Below are 14,309 nucleotides of genomic sequence, written 5' to 3'. Positions count from 1 at the left end.
CGGGAGATCATAGAAGGAGGGATGGAGAATGGATCAGACGTTGGAACTCATTTTCAAGACGGCCGGCGGCAAGCGGATGACCCTCACGGTCGATGCGCCCAAAGAAGGGCTCACGGAAGCGGAGGTGCGCCAGGCGATGCAGGAAGTGATCGGCAGCGGCGTATTCGGCACGGACGGTTACCCGGTCGAGTCGGCGGAGGCCGCCCGTATCGTATCCCGCGGGGTGACGGACATCATCACCGCCTGATTTCTGGGCTTCCCGGCTTTGCCGGGGAGCTTCTTTTTGATCCGGCAGGAACGATACCAGCATGGGAAAGGAGGACACCTGCATGCAAGAGTGGATGACGTTCATCCAGGATCTCGGCTTCCCGATATTCGTATCGTTTTACCTGATGCATCGGGTAGAGACAAAATTGACCGCTATTCATGACGCGCTCGTGTCGCTTAAAGCGGGGTAGTTCATCGGATTGTCGGAAAAACGGGATCGCCACTGTTGAAGGCGGTCCCCGCATCCGATAAGATGAAGGTGAATAGACGAAATAAAGGCGGTATTACTGATGAAAAAACTCATCTCGGCCACAGCGCTGGTCATCTTGGCCGCACTGGTGCTCGGCGCCTGCAATGCAGGAAAGTTCAAAGGGGATTTTTCGTGGGAGGTCACGCCGTTTGAATACACGAACCAGCACGGCGAAAAGCTTTCTCTGGAAGACCTGAAAGGCCAGCCGTGGCTCGCACAGTTCGTCTTTACCAACTGCAACTCGGTGTGTCCGCCAATGATGTTCAACATGGCGGAAGTCCAGGACCACTTGGCAAAAGCGGGAATCGAGGATTATAAAATCGTTTCGTTCAGCGTCGATCCGAAGTACGACACCCCTGAGAAGCTCCAGGAGTATCTAGATACTTTTGAAGTAGCCGATCAGTCAAAATGGGAAATGCTGACTGGCTATACACAGGAGGAGATTTCGGACCTGTCGGTGAAATCATTCAAGCTTCCGGTCATCGATGATCCGAACTCTGACCAGGTCACGCACGGAACTTCCTTCTTCCTTGTGGATCAGGAAGGTAATGCGGTCAAGAGCTATGACGGTTATATGGAAGTGCCGCATGACCTCATCGTCGAAGATATGAAAGCTCTGATCGAGGCGGGATCCTGATGAAAAAAAGCCGGCGCATGCCGGCTTTTTTCATGGAAGGGGAATGAGGATGGACAAACGCAAAATCACAAAAAGCCGGGGAAGGCGACTGCGAAAGGGAAACTGCCTTCTCGCAGCGTTCGTCTTTCTCATCCCTTTATTGATCGTCTTCTACGTATTGACTGCACTGCTTTGGCCGGCGCTCCGGGATGTCCCTCTGATCCGTGAGCTGAATGAGTACACAGCACACAAACCGGACAGGCTATTCGACATCCGGGTGCCGGAGAATTACGTGCCGCTTTATAAAGAAGCGGCGGACGAATACGGGATTCCATGGACCCTTCTGGCGGCACACCATCGGGTGGAGACCCGTTTCAGCACGATGGATCCTCTTGTTTCGCCGGCAGGCGCGGAAGGGCATATGCAATTCATGCCCTGCACATGGGTCGGCTGGTCACATCCGAGCTGCACAGGACTGGGAAAAGGAGAGATTCCCGAAAATGTAAAGACAGATCCTGAAGCCATCCGCCAATACGGAGGATACGGACTTGATGCCGATGGAGACGGGAAAGCGGATCCGTTCAGCTTGGCAGACTCCATTTACAGCGCTGCGAGCTACCTGGCGCAAAACGGGGCGGCGGAAGGCGAGTTGGAGCAAGCGATCTTCCTGTATAACCACAGCGAACAGTATGTGGAGGACGTCATGTCGTTTTACAGGGATTACGAACAGCGGTCAGTCGAATACAGCGGAAATTGAAGGAACCAAAAAAGAGGACCATTTCGGTCCTCTTTTTTGGTTATTCTGTTATGCTCTGCGCATAGCCTTAAGGATAAAGCTGACGATGAACACAAGAATCAGGGCGCCGATCAGAGCAGGGATCAGAGCGATTCCCGCAACGTCCGGACCAAAGTTACCGAAGAGCGCGCCGCCGATCCAAGCACCGATGATACCTGCGATGATGTTACCGATGATTCCGCCAGGGATGTCTTTCCCGAGGATCATGCCTGCGAGCCACCCGATGATTCCGCCTACGATCAGATACATTAAGAATTCCATGTTTCCTTCACTCCTTCTGAAAAATTTTTATAATGCCGTTACAGTACTTTATATATCCAAAAGTGTCCGGGCTAAAACCTAATATGCCCGAAACAAAGTCAAAAAACCTCAGAAAAAAATGGATTCTGAATGATTTTAATATTGAAATATCAATCTCTTTCCTATATAATCAAGAAAAGCAAAAGGAGAGATGGATACGATGAACACGGAACAGATGAAGGTTCTCGACCGCCACGCATTTCTGTTTGCCCTGGTGCACAGTCTGTTCGTCGTTTCCCTTGCCTATGACTTCATCAGCTTCTACTGAAGCCTGCCTGTTCACATGGAAATCCGGCTGCCCTTGATGGATGGCCGGATTTTTCTGCGTCTGATCTTTATATATGGGCGGACGGAATCGGGCTGCATGGACAAGCCCGGTTCTGCCGTTTACCCGAACTTCGTTTAAAGACATTCAATTTACTTATGTTCTTCAATCAATATTATGTAATTTACTTATCGTGCGGAATTCGATAAGATAAGGAAGAGAAAAGTGGATCCATCCGTCTTTTCACGTAGAAACAGAGGAGGAAAAGCAATGGCTAAGAGCACGCAAACAGTTAAAAGCAATCTGCACAACAGCCGCCAGTCGTTCGAGCTGAACGGCAAGACGTATCACTACTATCGTCTGAAGGCTCTGCAGGATGCAGGCATCGCTGATGTATCACGCCTGCCTTACTCCATCAAAGTGCTGCTGGAATCTGTCCTTCGCCAGCACGATGGCTATGTTATCAAAGATGAGCACGTTGAAAACCTTGCAAAATGGGGCACGGATGTAGACCCTTCCGCGGAAGTTCCATTCAAGCCTTCCCGCGTCATCCTCCAGGACTTCACGGGTGTTCCGGTTGTCGTTGACCTTGCGTCGATGCGTCAGGCGATGGCGGATCTCGGCGGCAACCCGGACGAGATCAACCCTGAAATCCCTGTCGACCTCGTGATCGACCACTCCGTCCAGGTAGACCGCTACGGCACGGGCGAAGCACTCCGCCTGAACATGGAGCTGGAGTTCGAGCGCAACGCCGAGCGTTACCAGTTCCTGAACTGGGCGCAAAAGGCATATGACAACTACCGTGCCGTACCGCCGGCAACCGGTATTGTCCACCAGGTCAACCTCGAGTACCTCGCAAGCGTCGTACACGAAATCGAAAACGAAGACGGCACATTCGAAACATATCCGGATACACTGGTCGGCACCGACTCCCACACGACCATGATCAACGGAATCGGCGTACTTGGATGGGGCGTCGGCGGTATCGAAGCGGAAGCCGGAATGCTTGGCCAGCCTTCGTACTTCCCGCTTCCTGAAGTCATCGGTGTCAAGCTGACCGGCGAACTCCCGAACGGCGCGACAGCAACCGACCTTGCACTCCGCGTCACACAGCTTCTCCGTCAGAAGGGCGTTGTCGGCAAATTCGTCGAATTCTTCGGCCCTGGCGTGGCACAGCTTCCGCTTGCGGACCGCGCAACCATCGCCAACATGGCACCTGAATACGGCGCAACTTGCGGCTTCTTCCCGGTTGACGAAGAATCACTCAACTACATGCGCCTGACAGGCCGCGATGAAGACCACATCGCCGTCACGAAGAAATATCTTCAGGAAAACGATATGTTCTTCACTCCGGACAATGTCGAACCGACATACACAGACACAGTCGAGCTTGACCTTTCCACAATCGAGCCGAACCTGTCCGGCCCTAAGCGCCCTCAGGACCTCATCCCGATGTCCAAGATGAAAGAAGAGTTCAACAAGGCAATCACGGCGCCGATGGGCAACCAAGGCTTCGGCCTGGGTGAAAAAGAAATCGACAAAAAGGGCACCGTCGAGTTCGAAGACGGCCGCACAGTCGAAATGAAGACCGGCGACCTGGCGATTGCCGCGATCACTTCCTGCACGAACACGTCGAACCCTTACGTCATGCTCGGCGCTGGCCTCGTCGCGAAAAAAGCGGTCGAGAAGGGCATCCGCCCGCCGGCATACGTCAAGACATCGCTCGCACCGGGATCGAAAGTCGTTACAGGCTACCTTGAATCCGCTGGTCTCGACAAGTACCTTGACCAGATCGGCTTCAACACGGTCGGTTACGGCTGCACAACGTGCATCGGTAACTCCGGCCCGCTTCTTCCGGAAATCGAAAAGACGATCATGGACAACGACCTGCTCGTATCCTCCGTCCTTTCCGGAAACCGGAACTTCGAAGGCCGGATCCACCCGCTCGTCAAGGCAAACTACCTGGCTTCACCTCCGCTCGTCGTCGCTTATGCCCTCGCCGGCACAGTGAACATCGACTTTGAAACAGAGCCGATCGGGCGCGCAGCGGACGGCACGGACGTTTACCTGAAAGACATCTGGCCATCCACTGAAGAAGTGAAGGCTGAAATTGAGCGTACGGTCACACCGGATCTCTTCCGCAAAGAATATGAGCATGTCTTCACGGAAAACGAGCGCTGGAACGCAATCGAAACAACGGATGACTCCCTGTATGACTTCGACCCTGAGTCGACGTACATCCAGAACCCGCCGTTCTTCGAAGGGCTGTCGAAGGAAGCAAGCCCGATCCAGACGCTTGCAAACCTCCGCGTCATCGGCAAGTTCGGCGACTCGATCACGACAGACCACATTTCTCCTGCCGGCGCAATCGGCAAGGATACGCCAGCCGGCAAGTACCTGCGTGAGCGCGGCGTAGAACCACGTTACTTCAACTCCTACGGTTCCCGCCGCGGTAACCACGAAGTGATGATGCGCGGTACGTTCGCGAATATCCGGATCCGCAACCAGATCGCAAAAGGCACAGAAGGCGGCTACACGACTTACTGGCCGACAAAAGAAATCATGCCGATCTACGATGCAGCGATGAAGTATCAGGAAGAGGGCACAGGCCTCGCAGTCCTCGCCGGCAAAGATTACGGCATGGGCTCCTCCCGTGACTGGGCTGCGAAGGGCACGAACCTTCTCGGCATCAAGACCGTCATCGCGGAAAGCTACGAGCGGATCCACCGTTCGAACCTCGTCATGATGGGCGTACTTCCGCTCCAGTTCATGAAGGGCGACAGCGTAGAATCCCTCGGCCTGACCGGCGAAGAGGAAATCAGCGTCAACATTACGGACAACGTGAAACCGCGTGATATCCTGACGGTCACTGCAACCGCTCCGGACGGCTCCGTCAAGGAGTTCCAGGCACTTGCACGCTTCGACTCCGAAGTGGAAGTGGACTACTACCGCCACGGCGGCATCCTTCAGATGGTTCTCCGTAACCGCCTGAAAGCCAACTGATCACTGAAATGATCAACAGCCTGAAGAGCTTCTCCTCTTCAGGCTGTTTTTTTGCCTTTGGAATGAAGCTTCCATTTAACCAGTGCAGGCGAAAAAATCGTGCAGTGCCGGCGGACGAAGCCTGTTGGTTTCCGGTATAATGGCAGAGAGGTGAAGGGAATGTATGTGAACGAAACATCGGTCAAGGTGCGCTACTCGGAAACCGACCAGATGGGCGTCGTCTATCATGCCAATTATCTGGTCTGGATGGAGATCGGCCGGACGTCGCTGATCGAGGACATCGGTTTCCGCTACGATAAACTGGAACAGGAAGGATACCTGTCCCCTGTGATCGACCTGAATATCAGCTATAAAAATGCAATGCGCTACGGCGAGTCGGCGGTCGTCCGCACATGGATCGAGTCGCATGGGCGGCTCCGGACCACATACGGCTATGAGATTCTCCATGAGGACGGCACGGTTGCCGCGACAGGGCAGTCCGTACACACGCTTGTCCACAAGGAAACGTTCCGCCCGGTTGGCCTGCGCAAGGCGGACCCCGAGTGGGACGCAAAATACCGGGAACTGGCCAGGGAGCTTTCCTGATGGCATTCGGGGTCAAGCGCCACGAAGTGGACGAGTGGAAGGAAGCCGTCAGCAGGGGAGAGATCGCTTTCCTGACACATTTCTGGCTGGATGACCGCTTTCCGGGCTGCCGGACCGTCACGAAAGCCGGCTGCGCCGATCTTGAAAAGCTTAAAGCCTGGGGCGGGCAATACGGCCTCCAACCGGAATGGATCGATCACAAAGAGCGCTATCCGCACTTTGACCTGTTCGGTGAAAGGGAATACGAAGTCCTCAGGAAAGAGGGAAGAGAAGACCTGATCAGCCGATTTGGGCTGACCGGCATACAAAAAGCGTGAATCCTCCGCAGGATTCACGCTTTCTCTTTTTCGTATCCGTATTTGGGTTCGTCCAATGCGGCATCATAACCGACAACTAGGTCGTGTCCGTCAAAGTACCATTCGTCATCGGATTCGACAAAGTAAGTGATGCCGCCCGCTTCCGCCGTTGCAGCCGGGCTTTCCGGTTCCTCCGCCGAGAGCCCCAGCGAAAAGCCGGGCTGCAGTCCGGATCCGCCGTAGCGGATGGTGAAGCGGACAAAATCACCGGAATCCAGTCCCATCTCGTCATGAAACCATTTTTGCGCGTCTTCGTTAACTTTGATTTTTATGGAACACACCGCCTTCCGTGGTCTGCCTACAGTATACTAAAGCCACTTGACCTTTGGCTCGGTTCCCGCCTTGATGCGGCCGATGTTCGCACGGTGGCGGTAGAAGATGAAGGCGGACAGAACGAGGACCACGATCAGCAAGTACAGATCACCTGTCCTGATATAGTTGATGATCGCGTAGATCAGCGCGATGACACCCATCGCCATCGAGGTGAGGGAAACGATCTTCGTCAGTTTCAGAATGACAAGGAACGAAGCGATCAGGACGAGGAAAAACGGCCAGCTGTATCCGAGGATGACACCGCCGGATGTCGCAACCGCCTTTCCGCCGCGGAACTTTGCGAACACCGGGAACATATGGCCGATGACCGCAGCGATGCCGAGTGTCAGCGGATGGACACCCGAGTCCGCGAATGCCGGAATCTCAAGAAGGAGAACGGCAGCCGTCCCTTTCAGGATATCCATCAGGGTCACCGCGATGCCGGCCTTTTTGCCGAGCACGCGGAACGTGTTTGTCGCTCCGAGGTTGCCGCTGCCGGACTCCCGGATGTCTTTATTATAGAAAAGCTTCCCGACCCACAGCCCCGAAGGCACAGAGCCCAGTAAATATGCGATGAGCAGCACAACAGCCGTATCCATAGCAAACCTCTTTTCAATTTAAGGGTTGGTCTTAACAGTCAGTCTCAGTTTACATCATCGAGGCCGCCGGCACAATGCCCTGCCGGCCGGACGAAAAAGCAGGAATCCCTGTGAAACATTGCAACGGCGGGCTTTTGTAGTCTACAATGAAGTGCGGGACTCCCGACCCGGCAGTTGGACACACGCCGGCAAAACAAGTACAATAGGAACATATACGAACAAACGTTTGATGGAGGAATCCTCTTGGCCAAAATAACTGAAACCATGAATTACAATGATGATTCGATCCAAGTGCTCGAGGGGCTCGAAGCGGTACGCAAACGGCCGGGCATGTATATCGGCTCGACCGATTCACGCGGACTTCATCACCTTGTCTATGAAATCGTCGACAACTCGGTCGATGAGGCATTGGCCGGATTCGGTGAAGAGATCAATGTCACCGTCCACAAAGACGGCAGTGTCTCTGTACGGGACCACGGCCGCGGCATGCCGACGGGCACACACAGCACGGGCAAGCCGACGACTGAAGTGATCCTGACCGTCCTGCACGCGGGAGGCAAGTTCGGACAGGGAGGCTATAAGACAAGCGGCGGGCTCCACGGCGTCGGCGCCTCTGTCGTGAACGCCCTGAGCGAATGGCTCGAAGTGACCGTGTTCAAGGACGGCAAAAAGTTCCGCCAGCGATTTGAGGGCGGAGGCCATCCTGTCACCACACTGGAGGAAATCGGAAATACCCGCGAGCGCGGCACACTGATCCGCTTTAAACCGGATCCGTCCATTTTCTCGACCGTGAAATACAATTATGAAATTTTGAGCGAACGGCTGCGGGAATCAGCCTTCCTGCTTAAAGGGATGAAAATCACCCTGTCTGACGAAGCCGGCGGGCGAACGGATGAATTCCTTTATGAATCCGGCATCATGGAGTTTGTAGGCTACTTAAATGAAGAAAAAGACACGCTGCATGACGTCGCCTATGTCGAAGGGGAACACGACGGCATCGAACTTGAATTCGCTTTCCAGTTCACTGATGGCTACTCGGAGACGATCTTGTCCTTTGTCAACAACGTCCGGACAAAGGATGGCGGGACGCATGAGACGGGTGTCAAGACGGCCATGACACGCGTATTCAACGAATATGCCCGGAAAACAGGCCTTCTGAAAGAAAAAGACAAGAACCTGGACGGCGCGGATATCCGGGAAGGTATTTCCGCGATCATTTCTGTCCGGGTCCCCGAAACGCTGCTCCAGTTTGAAGGGCAGACAAAAAGCAAACTCGGCACCAGCCAGGCACGCGCTGCGGCGGATGCCGTCGTTTCCCAGAAGCTGATGTATTACCTGGAGGAGAATGCGGAGCTTTCCGCGACCCTCGTCAGGAAAGGAATCCGTGCCCAGCAGGCCAGGGAAGCAGCGCGAAAGGCCAGGGAAGACGCACGCTCCGGCAAAAAGCGGAAGCGGTCCGAAATGTTGCTTTCCGGCAAGCTGACGCCGGCGCAGTCGAGAAACGCCGCAAAAAATGAACTTTATCTGGTCGAGGGCGACTCGGCCGGCGGCTCCGCAAAACAGGGACGGGACCGGACTTTCCAGGCGATCCTGCCGCTTCGGGGCAAAGTCATCAACACCGAGAAGGCCAAACTGGAAGACATCATGAAAAACGAGGAGATCTCCACGATCATCCATACGATCGGAGGAGGCGTCGGATCTGATTTCACTGTCGAAGACATCTCCTATGACAAAATCATCATCATGACCGATGCCGACACCGACGGCGCCCATATCCAGGTGCTGCTCCTGACTTTCTTCTACCGCTACATGAAGCCGCTGATCGAGGCAGGCAAGGTCTATATCGCGCTCCCCCCTCTTTACAAGGTCTCAAAAGGCAGCGGAAAAAAAGAGAAAATCGAATACGCCTGGACAGAACGGGATCTTGATGCAGCCATCCGGAAAGTCGGCAAAGGCTATGTCCTCCAGCGTTATAAAGGTCTCGGCGAGATGAATGCCGACCAGCTCTGGGATACGACGATGAACCCGGAAACGCGCACACTGATCCGCGTCACGATCGAAGATGGCGCGAAGTCAGAACGGCGCGTCACGACGCTCATGGGCGACAAGGTCGAGCCGAGGAGAAAGTGGATCGAGGACAACGTCGACTTCGGCATGGAGGACGGCGATACGATTCTCGAGAACGAATTCCTGATGGCCGAGACAGCTGCTGAGGAGGAACAGGCATGACGGAAACCGCACAATACCAAGACCTTCCGCTCGAAGAGGTCATCGGCGACCGCTTCGGGCGGTACAGTAAATACATCATCCAGGACCGGGCATTGCCCGATGCGCGCGATGGACTGAAGCCTGTCCAGCGGCGCATCCTGTTCGCGATGATGGAAGAAAACAACACACACGACAAACCATTCCGGAAATCGGCGAAGACGGTCGGGAACGTGATCGGCAAGTATCACCCGCACGGCGATTCCTCCGTCTATGAAGCGATGGTCCGGATGAGCCAGGACTGGAAGCTCCGGCACCCGCTGATCGAGATGCACGGAAACAACGGATCTGTCGACGGCGACCCGGCAGCGGCCATGAGATACACGGAAGCCCGCCTGTCCGCAATCGCTTCCGAAATGCTCCGCGATATCGGCAAGCGCACCGTCGACTTCATCCCCAACTATGATGACAACGAAAACGAGCCGACAGTCCTGCCGGCTGTGCTCCCGAACCTGCTGATCAACGGCTCGACGGGCATTTCCGCGGGATACGCAACAGATATCCCGCCTCATGCCCTCCACGAAGTGATTGATGCGGTCCTTATGAGAATCGATAATCCACAGGCGACAACCGATGAACTGATGACCGTTTTGCGGGGGCCGGATTTTCCGACCGGCGGCATCATCCAAGGCGCTGAAGGCATTAAAAAGGCCTATGATACAGGACGCGGCAAGATCATCGTCCGCTCGAAGACGGAGATTGAGAAAATTCGCGGCGGCAAGCAGCAGATTGTCATCACGGAAATTCCTTACGAAGTGAACAAGGCACATCTCGTCAAGAAAATGGATGAGCTCCGGCTCGACCGGAAACTTGAAGGCATTTCGGAAGTCCGCGACGAGTCCGACCGCACCGGCCTCCGGATTGTCGTCGAGCTGAAAAAAGACATCGACGGTGAAGCGATCCTCCAGTATCTGTTCAAAAACACCGATCTTCAGGTCAGTTACAGCTTCAATATGATCGCAATCGATGCGCGGCGCCCGAAACTCATGTCACTCGGCATGCTGCTGGATGCCTATATCGCGCACCGGAAGGAAGTTGTCACAAAGCGCTCGGAGTATGACCTGCTGCGTGCAAAAGACCGGCTCCACATCGTGGTAGGGCTCATGAAGGCCCTGTCGATCCTCGATGAGGTCATCCGCACGATCCGGGCGTCCAGCGACAAGCGGGATGCAAAAAACAACCTGATCGAATCGTTCGAGTTCACCGAACCCCAGGCGGAGGCGATCGTCTCCCTCCAGCTTTACCGTCTGACAAACACGGATATCACGGAGCTGAAAAAGGAAGAGGGAGAGCTCAAGGCGCTTGTCCAGGAACTCACCGAAATCCTCGCTTCCGAGAAAAAGCTGTTCCGAGTGATCAAAAACGAGCTGAAAGACATCAGAAAGCGGTTTGCCGAGCCGCGGCGCTCTGCCATCGAGGCTCAGATCCAGGAAATCAAGGTCGACCTGGACATCCTGATCCCGAGCGAGGACGTCGTCGTCACCGTCACAAAAGACGGCTACGCCAAGCGCACGAGCCTGCGCTCCTACGGGGCGTCCGGCGGCCGCGATCTGGAGATGAAGGAAACCGACCGCCTGCTGTTCGGTGGCACGCTCAACACCCAGCAGACACTCCTGATCTTCACCTCTTCAGGCAATTACATCTATCAGCCGGTCCATGAGCTGCCGGATATCCGCTGGAAGGACCTCGGACAGCATATATCGAGCATCATCCAGCTGGGCCCGGAAGAGGAGATCATCGCCGCGATCGGCATCGATTCATTCGACCGCGAAGACATGGACGTGGTCACGGTCACCAAGGGCGGCTTTATCAAGCGCTCCGCACTCGCCGACTACCAGGTCAAGCGGCACAACCGGGCCTACCGGGCCGTTTCCCTCAAGAAGGGGGACACCCTGCTGTCGGTGCACCTGGCAAGGGCCACCGACGAAGTAATGCTCTTCACGCATCTTGCCTACGGGCTCCGTTTCCCGCTGGAGGAAGTCGCACCTACAGGTGTCCGCACGGCGGGCGTCAAAGGCATCAACCTGAAAGACGGGGACTACGTCGTGTCTTCGGTTCTCCGTTCACCGGAAGACAGCCGTTCGCTGATCCTGGCAACACACCGAGGGGCGGTCAAGCGCATGCCGGTCGATGAATACGAGCTCGGCACGCGGGCAAAACGCGGCCTCGTATCATTAAAAGAACTGAAGACGAATCCGCACCGGTTGGCGGGTGTCGTTCTGGCCGGAAGAGAAGACACCGTCATTTTGCGGACGGACAAGGACGAAGAAGTGGCCGTCCTGGCGCATTCCTACCGGATGGCCGACCGATACTCAAATGGCAGCTTCGTTGTCGACCAGAAAGAAGACGGTTATGTGACCTCTGTTTATCTTGAAGTTGATATGAAAGCCAAAGAAAACGAACAGCCATAAACGGGCCCCCCCTGTCCGCACGCCAAAAAGGCTGCAGGCAGGGGGGCGTTTGTTTTCAGGAATAAGGTGTTGCCGGTTTCGTCATTCATCGTACCGGTTTCTGCATTCGCGCCCGCAATTTCGTCATTCAGCACATCCCAATGACGAAATGATCTGTTGAAATGACCAAACCAGACGTGTGAATGACGAAACCGCAGCAGAAAGTGATTAAAAAGCATAAGACAAAGCGGAGGGAAGCGCCCTCCGCTTTCATTCCTCTCCGGAATCGCCGATTCCGAGGTTATCGTAAGTATAATAGCCGTTTTCCTTATGGATCAGGCGCTCTGCGACATCGAGTGCGCCGGATGCGAAAATATCCTTGGACTGTGCATGGTGTGCAATGGTGATGGTCTCATCGTGGCCTGCAAACAGCACTTCGTGCTCACCGGTGATCGTGCCCCCGCGCACCGAATGGATCCCGATTTCTTCGTCCGTCCGCGCGCCTTCCGTCTGGTGGCGGTCGTGTACGGGATGGACATTCGGCCTGGCCGAAGCGATGGCGTCATACAGCTTGATGAGCGTCCCGCTCGGCGCATCCACCTTTTTGCGGTGATGGCGTTCTGTCATTTCAATATCAAAGCCGGGTAGGAGGGAAGCGGCATACCGGACGATTTCCGACAGGATATGGACGCCGTAGCTCATGTTCGCGCTGAAGAAGATCGGCTGGCGGACCGCCTTTTCCCTCATCTGCTTGATCAGGACTTCCTTTTCGCCTGTGGTCGCGATCACCAGCGGGAGGCCGGTGTCCGCATCAAGCAGGGCTTTCGTCAGGACAGGATGCGAGAAGTCGATGACCGCATCGGCTTCCGGCAGGCGCTCATCCGGACGATAAACCGGAAAGCCGTCCGCCGTCTGGCCGCGCAGCAGCAACACGCCCACAATTTCATGTCCCCGTTCCTTGGCAAGGGCAGCGACGCGCCGGTTCGACGCGCCATACCCGCAAAGCAGCAATCTCATGTCAAACCTCCATCATCATTGTTTCAAACTGCCGGATCAGCCGGCTGTGTTCCTCCTCTTCCAGCGGCAGGAGAGGGAGGCGCACTTCGTAGTCTCCGAAGCCGAGGTGCGAGGTGAGCACTTTGATCGGAATCGGGTTCACATCAACCGACAGCGCACTGATCAGGGGACTCAGTCGATAGTGAAGCTCCTGAGCCCGTGTCAGGTTGGTGAATGTCTGTTCGTACATTTCCTGGAACTGGGCAGGCACCGCATTGGCCACCACCGAGATGACTCCCTGGCCGCCAAGCGATGTGAACGGAAGCGCCGTGTCATCATTCCCACTGTAAAGCGCAAACGACGGATCGGTCACGAGGCGTACCCGGGACATATAGTCGAGGTCACCGGTCGCATCTTTCAGGCCGACAATATACGGATGGCGGCTCAGCTCCAGCACCGTTTCAGGCGTGATCGTCATGCCTGTGCGGGAAGGGACGTTATAAAGGAGGGCAGGAAGCTCCGCAGCATTCACGATCGCCTCGAAATGGCGGATCAGGCCGCGCTGGCTCGTCTTGTTGTAGTAAGGGGTGATCAGCATGAGGCCGTCCGCGCCGATTTCTTTGGCTTCACGGGAAGCGCGGATCGATTCCGCGGTCGAATTCGAGCCGCTTCCTGCAATCACCGGTACTCGGCCGGCAGCCGTTTCAACCGCAATCTCGAGAAGGCGGCGGCTTTCTTCGGCAGTGAGCGTAGAGCCTTCTCCGGTCGTGCCATTGATGACGAGCGCCTGGATGTTGTTTTGGATCAGGAACTCCAAGTGGCGGCGGAAGCTGTTGTAATCAACTTCGTCGTTCGTGAATGGGGTGGTGACTGCGGCGGCAACTCCTGTAAATAGGTGTGTCATGTAAAATCCCTCTTTCTATCCATAATGTATTCCGGTCTCCCGGTTTCCGGCACAAACGCCCGGTCAATGGATGAAATGTCCCATGCATCGGCAATAATAAAAGCCGGAAACGGTAGTTTCCGGCTTGTGATTGTGGTTGTCGACGATGCACGACCCTAGGGTCACAAGTGGAAGCACTCCATTATTACGAGAATAATGACAGCCTGCATATTGTTCATATACAGTCCAACGGGAAACAGTCTGCGAACCAAATCCCGTTTCGGCAAATCTCCCTTTCCGCCCGCTACCGGTCTGCAGCCGTTGCAGCGGGGTACTCATGATCTTTGCACCTCATCCATTGCTATTCAATTGTGTTAGTTTGAATCTTGTGTACTACGTTAACATGAAGAAGAAAAGAATGCAAAG

General features: G+C 55.1%; 14 protein-coding genes and 1 riboswitch. Of the genes, 9 read left to right on the top strand and 5 right to left on the bottom strand.

Going from position 1 to position 14,309, the window contains the following annotated elements; all coding sequences use genetic code 11:
• The first annotated feature begins 28 nt into the window (after positions 1 to 28).
• From BLT01_RS09030 to BLT01_RS09015, 4 genes are all read left to right on the top strand, one after another.
• Positions 29 to 247 (top strand): DUF2922 domain-containing protein, encoded by a 219-nt coding sequence (locus BLT01_RS09030; protein ID WP_092097353.1) that lies wholly within the window; start codon positions 29 to 31, stop codon positions 245 to 247.
• An 82-nt stretch (positions 248 to 329) separates the two neighbouring features.
• Positions 330 to 458 carry a YvrJ family protein gene (locus BLT01_RS09025; RefSeq protein ID WP_008298335.1) on the top strand — a complete coding sequence of 43 codons (129 nt, stop codon included), beginning with the start codon at positions 330 to 332 and terminating at the stop codon, positions 456 to 458.
• 99 nt (positions 459 to 557) lie between these two features.
• A complete protein-coding gene (locus BLT01_RS09020) occupies positions 558 to 1,154 on the top strand; it encodes an SCO family protein (RefSeq protein ID WP_092097352.1) in 597 nt (198 codons plus the stop codon).
• Positions 1,155 to 1,203: 49 nt separating this feature from the next.
• The gene (locus BLT01_RS09015) at positions 1,204 to 1,890 is read left to right on the top strand and encodes a lytic transglycosylase domain-containing protein (protein ID WP_092097351.1); all 687 of its coding nucleotides are present in this window, start codon (positions 1,204 to 1,206) and stop codon (positions 1,888 to 1,890) included.
• A 48-nt stretch (positions 1,891 to 1,938) separates the two neighbouring features.
• On the opposite strand, the gene BLT01_RS09010 is transcribed toward BLT01_RS09015, so the two are convergent.
• Positions 1,939 to 2,190 (bottom strand): GlsB/YeaQ/YmgE family stress response membrane protein, encoded by a 252-nt coding sequence (locus BLT01_RS09010; protein ID WP_092097350.1) that lies wholly within the window; start codon positions 2,188 to 2,190, stop codon positions 1,939 to 1,941.
• Between the two features lie 574 nt (positions 2,191 to 2,764).
• On the opposite strand from BLT01_RS09010, the gene acnA reads away from it, so the two are divergent.
• From acnA to BLT01_RS08995, 3 genes are all read left to right on the top strand, one after another.
• Positions 2,765 to 5,497, top strand: a complete 2,733-nt coding sequence (gene acnA / locus BLT01_RS09005; RefSeq protein ID WP_092097349.1) for an aconitate hydratase AcnA — start codon at positions 2,765 to 2,767, stop codon at positions 5,495 to 5,497.
• 159 nt (positions 5,498 to 5,656) lie between these two features.
• Complete coding sequence (locus BLT01_RS09000) at positions 5,657 to 6,082, top strand: acyl-CoA thioesterase (protein ID WP_092097347.1); 426 nt, start codon at positions 5,657 to 5,659, stop codon at positions 6,080 to 6,082.
• Complete coding sequence (locus BLT01_RS08995; protein WP_092097344.1) at positions 6,082 to 6,399, top strand: hypothetical protein; 318 nt, start codon at positions 6,082 to 6,084, stop codon at positions 6,397 to 6,399. The genes BLT01_RS09000 and BLT01_RS08995 overlap by 1 nt, the downstream gene beginning before the upstream one ends.
• A 14-nt stretch (positions 6,400 to 6,413) precedes the next feature.
• Here BLT01_RS08995 and BLT01_RS08990 read toward each other — a convergent pair whose 3' ends face one another.
• Together BLT01_RS08990 and plsY are read right to left on the bottom strand one after the other, a co-directional pair.
• Entirely contained in the window at positions 6,414 to 6,710 is a 297-nt protein-coding gene (locus BLT01_RS08990) for a HesB/YadR/YfhF family protein (protein WP_092097388.1), read from the bottom strand.
• 36 nt (positions 6,711 to 6,746) lie between these two features.
• Positions 6,747 to 7,349, bottom strand: a complete 603-nt coding sequence (gene plsY / locus BLT01_RS08985) for a glycerol-3-phosphate 1-O-acyltransferase PlsY (protein WP_092097341.1) — start codon at positions 7,347 to 7,349, stop codon at positions 6,747 to 6,749.
• A gap of 264 nt (positions 7,350 to 7,613) precedes the next feature.
• Here plsY and parE point away from each other — a divergent pair, with 264 nt between their 5' ends.
• A complete protein-coding gene (parE, locus tag BLT01_RS08980; protein WP_092097387.1) occupies positions 7,614 to 9,578 on the top strand; it encodes a DNA topoisomerase IV subunit B in 1,965 nt (654 codons plus the stop codon).
• Entirely contained in the window at positions 9,575 to 12,025 is a 2,451-nt protein-coding gene (gene parC / locus BLT01_RS08975) for a DNA topoisomerase IV subunit A (protein WP_092097339.1), read from the top strand. Before parE ends, parC begins: the two co-directional genes overlap by 4 nt.
• Positions 12,026 to 12,274: 249 nt before the next feature.
• Here the strand turns inward: parC and dapB are convergent, their stop codons facing one another.
• Positions 12,275 to 13,021 carry a 4-hydroxy-tetrahydrodipicolinate reductase gene (gene dapB, locus BLT01_RS08970; RefSeq protein ID WP_092097336.1) on the bottom strand — a complete coding sequence of 249 codons (747 nt, stop codon included), beginning with the start codon at positions 13,019 to 13,021 and terminating at the stop codon, positions 12,275 to 12,277.
• A gap of 1 nt (position 13,022) precedes the next feature.
• The gene (gene dapA, locus BLT01_RS08965; RefSeq protein WP_092097333.1) at positions 13,023 to 13,904 is read right to left on the bottom strand and encodes a 4-hydroxy-tetrahydrodipicolinate synthase; all 882 of its coding nucleotides are present in this window, start codon (positions 13,902 to 13,904) and stop codon (positions 13,023 to 13,025) included.
• A gap of 163 nt (positions 13,905 to 14,067) precedes the next feature.
• Positions 14,068 to 14,246: riboswitch (Lysine riboswitch) on the bottom strand.
• Between the last annotated feature and the right edge of the window lie 63 nt (positions 14,247 to 14,309).

The organism is Bhargavaea beijingensis, from assembly GCF_900101985.1.
GTDB lineage: Bacteria > Bacillota > Bacilli > Bacillales_A > Planococcaceae > Bhargavaea > Bhargavaea beijingensis.
Note: the sequence above shows the minus strand (reverse complement) of the source record. Positions and strands in the feature narration are given on the sequence as shown.

What these genes read in the sequence shown, in the direction of transcription:
- BLT01_RS09030 (WP_092097353.1), top strand. Translation starts at nt 29, where the DNA reads ATGGATCAGACGTTGGAACTCATTTTCAAGACGGCCGGCGGCAAGCGG.
- BLT01_RS09025 (WP_008298335.1), top strand. Translation starts at nt 330, where the DNA reads ATGCAAGAGTGGATGACGTTCATCCAGGATCTCGGCTTCCCGATATTC.
- BLT01_RS09020 (WP_092097352.1), top strand. Translation starts at nt 558, where the DNA reads ATGAAAAAACTCATCTCGGCCACAGCGCTGGTCATCTTGGCCGCACTG.
- BLT01_RS09015 (WP_092097351.1), top strand. Translation starts at nt 1,204, where the DNA reads ATGGACAAACGCAAAATCACAAAAAGCCGGGGAAGGCGACTGCGAAAG.
- BLT01_RS09010 (WP_092097350.1), bottom strand. Translation starts at nt 2,190, where the DNA reads ATGGAATTCTTAATGTATCTGATCGTAGGCGGAATCATCGGGTGGCTC.
- acnA (WP_092097349.1), top strand. Translation starts at nt 2,765, where the DNA reads ATGGCTAAGAGCACGCAAACAGTTAAAAGCAATCTGCACAACAGCCGC.
- BLT01_RS09000 (WP_092097347.1), top strand. Translation starts at nt 5,657, where the DNA reads ATGTATGTGAACGAAACATCGGTCAAGGTGCGCTACTCGGAAACCGAC.
- BLT01_RS08995 (WP_092097344.1), top strand. Translation starts at nt 6,082, where the DNA reads ATGGCATTCGGGGTCAAGCGCCACGAAGTGGACGAGTGGAAGGAAGCC.
- plsY (WP_092097341.1), bottom strand. Translation starts at nt 7,349, where the DNA reads ATGGATACGGCTGTTGTGCTGCTCATCGCATATTTACTGGGCTCTGTG.
- parE (WP_092097387.1), top strand. Translation starts at nt 7,614, where the DNA reads ATGAATTACAATGATGATTCGATCCAAGTGCTCGAGGGGCTCGAAGCG.
- parC (WP_092097339.1), top strand. Translation starts at nt 9,575, where the DNA reads ATGACGGAAACCGCACAATACCAAGACCTTCCGCTCGAAGAGGTCATC.
- dapB (WP_092097336.1), bottom strand. Translation starts at nt 13,021, where the DNA reads ATGAGATTGCTGCTTTGCGGGTATGGCGCGTCGAACCGGCGCGTCGCT.
- dapA (WP_092097333.1), bottom strand. Translation starts at nt 13,904, where the DNA reads ATGACACACCTATTTACAGGAGTTGCCGCCGCAGTCACCACCCCATTC.